Origin of the sequence: Streptomyces viridosporus (genome assembly GCF_002078235.1) — a bacterium.
Lineage (GTDB): Bacteria > Actinomycetota > Actinomycetes > Streptomycetales > Streptomycetaceae > Streptomyces > Streptomyces viridosporus.
In genome coordinates this window covers 144-5319 of record NZ_MSGP01000448.1, presented here as the reverse complement: position 1 = coordinate 5319, position 5176 = coordinate 144, and the positions used below count along the sequence as shown (strand labels likewise).

General features: G+C 74.2%; 5 protein-coding genes. 1 reads left to right on the top strand and 4 read right to left on the bottom strand.

Features of this window, described 5'->3' with window-relative positions:
* Both B7L92_RS28520 and B7L92_RS28515 read right to left on the bottom strand, forming a co-directional pair.
* Window positions 1–351: ATP-binding protein (locus tag B7L92_RS28520; RefSeq protein ID WP_081240263.1), on the bottom strand; the 351-nt coding region annotated here is incomplete at its 3' end.
* Between the two features lie 205 nt (window positions 352–556).
* Window positions 557–1174, bottom strand: a complete 618-nt coding sequence (locus B7L92_RS28515) for a hypothetical protein (RefSeq protein ID WP_081240262.1) — start codon at window positions 1172–1174, stop codon at window positions 557–559.
* A 262-nt stretch (window positions 1175–1436) separates the two neighbouring features.
* Between B7L92_RS28515 and B7L92_RS28510 the strand changes: the two genes are divergently transcribed.
* Window positions 1437–2855: a transcriptional regulator gene (locus tag B7L92_RS28510; RefSeq protein ID WP_081240264.1), complete on the top strand. Its 1419-nt coding sequence runs from the start codon at window positions 1437–1439 to the stop codon at window positions 2853–2855.
* A 6-nt stretch (window positions 2856–2861) separates the two neighbouring features.
* On the opposite strand, the gene B7L92_RS28505 is transcribed toward B7L92_RS28510, so the two are convergent.
* The gene (locus B7L92_RS28505; RefSeq protein WP_081240261.1) at window positions 2862–4604 is read right to left on the bottom strand and encodes a pyruvate dehydrogenase; all 1743 of its coding nucleotides are present in this window, start codon (window positions 4602–4604) and stop codon (window positions 2862–2864) included.
* 69 nt (window positions 4605–4673) lie between these two features.
* A partial coding sequence (locus B7L92_RS28500) for a protein phosphatase 2C domain-containing protein (RefSeq protein WP_255311188.1) occupies window positions 4674–5176 on the bottom strand: 503 nt, incomplete at its 5' end.

The window sequence follows — 5176 nt, the reverse complement described above, 5'->3', positions numbered from 1 at the left end:
CGGCCGGGGCTCGCGGGCCGCGAAGTCCCGCACCTCCACCCGCAGTCCCCGGGGCCCGACGGTGGCCGTCAGGACCGCCTCCCGGTCGGTGTGGACGAGCGCGTTGGTGACGAGCTCACTGGTGAGCAGTTCCGCGATCGCGCACTGCTCCGGTCTCCCCCACGGGCCGAGCAGTTCGCGCAGCGCCCTGCGCGACTCGGGCACCGCCCGCAGGTCCGCCCGCCCCAGCCGGCGCCTCAGCCGGGCCGGCGGCGCCTGCGCCGCCGCACCGCCGTCCGTCGTCGTGTCCGCGGTCTTCCCCGAGAAGGCTCCGACCGTGGCGGAACCGCCTCCTCGTCCCTGCCTCTCCATGCTCCCCCGCCCGCGTGCCGATGTCGGTCCCCCTGCTGCTCGAACACGTTCACGGGAATGCTTGCCCCGTCACCCACGCGCCAGTCATGCCGGGCCGTCAACGGCCGGTTGTTGGCCGAAGTGCGATGGCCACACAACCGCGCGGGGCCGTCCTCCCGACCCCCGTGGCGAGAGGACGACCCCGGCTTCCGCGGTGGTCGCGCGGTCAGTACAGCTTGTTGACGGCCCTCTTCGTCGTCTTCTTGAAGGCGGCCACCGGGGCGTCGTCGAAGTCGCCCATCTGCCCCCAGCCCACGACGGTCACCGTCCTGCCGTCCCGTCCCACGGACAGCAGGTGCACGTCCGTGGCGCCCCAGGAGGTGGCGGTGTGCAGACCGTGCACCTGTGCGCCCTCCTCGACCGGCAGCGAGCCGTAGAACCGGCCCTCCGCCTCGGTCTCCGGGGAGGACCGCTCGATCCGGTCCGCGCAGGAGCGGATCTTCTTGTTCAGCAGGGCGGCCAGCGCCTTGCCCCGGGCGGCGGAGCGCGTGACGGTGGTGACCTGCACGGCGCCGGTGTCCAGCTCGGTGCGGAAGACCCGGTGCCGGTGGTCGTGGGCCGGCACGCCCTCGCCCAGGCAGAAGGCGAGCTCCGCCGGGAAGCCGTCGGTGACCGGGCCCGCGGTCCAGTCGGACCACGGGTGCGGCGGCAGCTCGGACGCCGTGAGGAACCTGGGCGCGGCCTTCTTCGGCGCGGCTCCGGCCGGCGCGGTCAGTGCCGTGCCGGCCGCGAGGACCGCGGCGGTGAGTGCGGCCAGGGTGGCGGCTCGGGTGCGCATGGGCATGGATGTCCCCTGTGAGGAGTGCGTGGTGGAATGCGGAACGGTGCGCCGGAGGCGGCCGGGACGGTCCGTCCGGCGGCCGTCGGGGCAGCACCCAGAGCATCGGCCGCCTCCGGAGGCGGGCGCAAGCGCCGTCGCCGGATTCGCGGGCGTGGAACCATCCCAGCCCCTTTGACGTGCAGGTACATGAGGTGCCTGGGATGCCCGGGGCGTCCGTGGGACGCGGTCCCGGGGCCGGCCCGGGCCGGACGAGTGCGGGGTGACGGTGTCGGCACAGGACGACGTGGCGCGGTTCGCGGCGCTGCTGCGGGAGTTGAAGGGGCGCACGGACCGCAGTTACGGCTCGTTGGCCCGCCGCCTGGGCATGAACACCTCCACGCTGCACCGCTACTGCGCCGGTGAGGCGGTGCCCGTCGACTTCGCCCCCGTGGAGCGCTTCGCCGCCCTGTGCGGCGCGTCGGGCGAGGAGCGTCTGGAGCTCCACCGCCGCTGGCTCCGCGCGGTGGCGGCACGGCGCCGGCCGCGCCCGGCGGCGACGGCCGGCGATGCGGCTTCGGAGCCGGACGGGGAGGACGCCCCGACGCGGGAGCGGGCGAGCGGTGGGGCGCCCGGAGCGGCGGACGGCGTGGACGGCCCGGCGGCCGAACGCGCCAGCGCCGGGGAGCCGTTCGCCGGGTGCGGGAGCGCCGACGGGGACGTCGTGAGCGGGCCCCTGGACGATGCCGCGCGCGGCCGGCCCTGGTACCGCCGCCGCAAGCGCGTCACCGTCGCGCTGGCCGCCGCCGGAGCGCTGCTCGCCACCGTGGGAAGCCTCTCCGCCCTGCCCGGCGACGACCGGCGCCCCTCCGCCGGCGGGGACCCCTCCGCCGCCCCGGGTGCCTCCGTGACGGCGGGTCCCGCGACGCCCCGGGCCCGGGCCTCCTCGCCCGTCCCGTCCGGTTCCGCGGCACCGGGCGAAAGCCCCGTCCCCACCGGTACGCCGCGCAGGTCCTCCGCCCCGGCCACCGCCCCGGCCTCCGGACCGGCCGCCGGCCCGACCGCCCCGGCGGACTCCGCCCCCGCCGGGCCTCCCCTCGCCTGGACGGCCGACTCCCAGGTGTGGGCGTACGGTTGCGGCCACGACTACGTCGTCGCCAAGCCTCCGGGGCAGGTCCCTCCCCCGCCGGCCCCGCAGGACGCCGGGACCTGGGCGGCGACGCAGTCGGCCGTGCACGGGGGCGAGACGATCGTCGAACTGTCGGTGCAGGGGACGTCCGACACGGCCGTCGTCCTCACCGCGCTGCGCGTCCGCGTGGTCGGCCGCACCGCCCCCGCCCCGGGGAACGCGTACGCCATGGACCAGGGCTGCGGCGGCGCGCTCACCCCGCGGCACTTCGCGGTGGACCTGGACAAGGACCGGCCCATCGCCCGCGCGGTCGCCGGGAACGACGCCGGCACGCCGATCCCGGCGGTGCGCCTGCCCTACCGGGTGTCGGCGGCCGACCCGGAGGTGCTGCGGGTCACCGCCCGGACCGGCACCTGCGACTGCCGCTGGTACCTGGAGCTGGACTGGTCCTCCCGGGGCCGTACCGGAACCGTCCGCGTCGACGACCACGGCCGTCCGTTCCGCACCAGCGGCATCGAGGGCCTGCCCCGCTACACGTACGACACCTCCGCACGCCGCTGGGCGCCCCAGGCGGGCTGAACCGTCCTACGGGCGCGGGATGTTGCGCAGGTTGGACCGTGCCATCTGCAGCATCCGGCCGACCCCTCCGTCCAGCACGATCTTGGAGGCGGACAGGGCGAAGCCGGTCACCATCTCCTTGCTGATCTTCGGCGGGATGGACAGCGCGTTGGGATCGGTGACGATGTCGACGAGGGCCGGTCCCTTGTGCTTGAACGCGGCCTTCAGCGCCCCGGCGAGCTCCTTCGGCTTCTCCACGCGCACCCCGTGGGCGCCGCAGGCGCGGGCGACGGCGGCGAAGTCGGGGTTCTTGACGGCGGTGCCGTGCGAGGGGAGTCCGGCGACCAGCATCTCCAACTCGACCATGCTCAGGGAGGAGTTGTTGAACAGGACCACCTTCACCGGCAGGTCGTACTGGACCAGCGTGAGGAAGTCCCCCATCAGCATGGCGAATCCGCCGTCGCCGGACATCGACACGACCTGCCGGCCCCGGTCGGCGAACTGCGCCCCGATCGCCATGGGCAGCGCGCTCGCCATCGAACCGTGGGTGAACGAACCGATGATCCGGCGGCGGCCGTTGGGGGAGATGTAGCGGGCTGCCCAGACGTTGCACATCCCGGTGTCGACGGTGAACACCGCGTCGTCGTCGGCGACCTCGTCCAGGACGGCGGCCGCGTACTCGGGGTGGATCGGCACGTGCTTGTCCACCTTGCGCGTGTACGCCTTCACCACCCCCTCCAGCGCGTCCGCGTGCTTCTTCAGCATCCGGTCGAGGAACGTGCGGTTGTCCTTGGTCCGCACCCGCGGCGTCAGACAGCGCAGCGTCTCCTTCACGTCGCCCCACACCGCCAGGTCCAGCTTCGTGCGCCGGCCCAGGTGCTCGGGCCGCACGTCGACCTGGACGATCTTCACGTCGTCGGGGAGGAAGGCGTTGTACGGGAAGTCGGTGCCGAGCAGGATCAGCAGGTCGCACTCGTGGGTGGCCTCGTAGGCGGCGCCGTAGCCGAGCAGCCCGCTCATGCCGACGTCGTACGGGTTGTCGTACTGGATCCACTCCTTGCCGCGCAGCGCGTGCCCGACCGGGGACTTGATCTTCTGGGCGAACTCCATGACCTCGGCGTGCGCGCCCCGCGTGCCGGCGCCGCAGAACAGGGTGACCTTCTCGGCCTCGTCGATCATGTCGACGAGGCGGTCGATCTCGGCGTCGCCGGGGCGGACGGTGGGCCGGGAGGTGACGAGGGCGGTCTCGGTGGCCGGCTCCGGCGCGGGCTCGTCGGCGATGTCGCCGGGGAGGGCGACGACGCTGACACCGGAGCGGCCGACCGCGTGCTGGATGGCGGTGTCCAGCAGCCGGGGCATCTGCCGCGGGCTGGAGATCAGCTCGCAGTAGTGGCTGCACTCGCGGAACAGCTGCTCGGGGTGGGTCTCCTGGAAGTAGCCGAGGCCGATCTCGCTGGAGGGGATGTGCGAGGCGAGGGCGAGCACCGGGGCCATGGAGCGGTGGGCGTCGTAGAGCCCGTTGATGAGGTGGAGGTTGCCGGGCCCGCAGGAGCCGGCGCACGCGCCCAGCCTGCCCGTGATCTGGGCCTCGGCGCCGGCCGCGAAGGCGGCGGTCTCCTCGTGCCGGACGTGGATCCAGTCGATGGCGGAGTGGCGGCGCACGGCGTCGACGACGGGGTTGAGGCTGTCGCCGACGACACCGTAGAGGCGCTTGACCCCCGCGCGGGTGAGGGTGTCGACGAACTGTTCCGCGAGGTTCTGTTTGGCCATGGCTCTCGTATGCCCCTTCGGGTGTCCTTGAAGGTCCCTCCGGGTTCCATGAATTCACACCCGCCGCGCTCACGCCTCCCAGACGGCGGCGGCGGTGCGGTCGTCCGCGTACCCCTTGACCCGTACCTGGGTGTCGGCGAGGAAGGCGGCGAGGCCGGGCGGTTCGGGGCGGGACCAGCGGTCGGCCAGGTGGGCGCGGAGCTCTCGCTCACCGTGCAGCGGGTCGGCGAAGCCGGCCGCGCACATCAGGAGGACGTCACCCGGGCGGGCTATGGAGGTGCGGAAGCGGAAGGGCTCGCGGAGTGGTTCCGCGGGGGCACCGCCCCGCTCGAAGGACTCGGGGGCCGGTTCGTACGGGCTCGGGGGCGTGGGGATGCCCAGGTCCATGGTGAGGTGGTCGCCCCCGGGTGTCCCGGAGGGCGGTGAGCCGAAGCCGACGACGGGCTCCCCCCTGACCTCGCTCACCCGCGGTTCGATGTCCTGCCACGCACCGTCCCGCAGCCGTAACAGCCCGCCGGGGCCGACCCCGAAGAAGACGCGGGTGCGGCACGCGGGGTCGGCGGGCAGCAGGA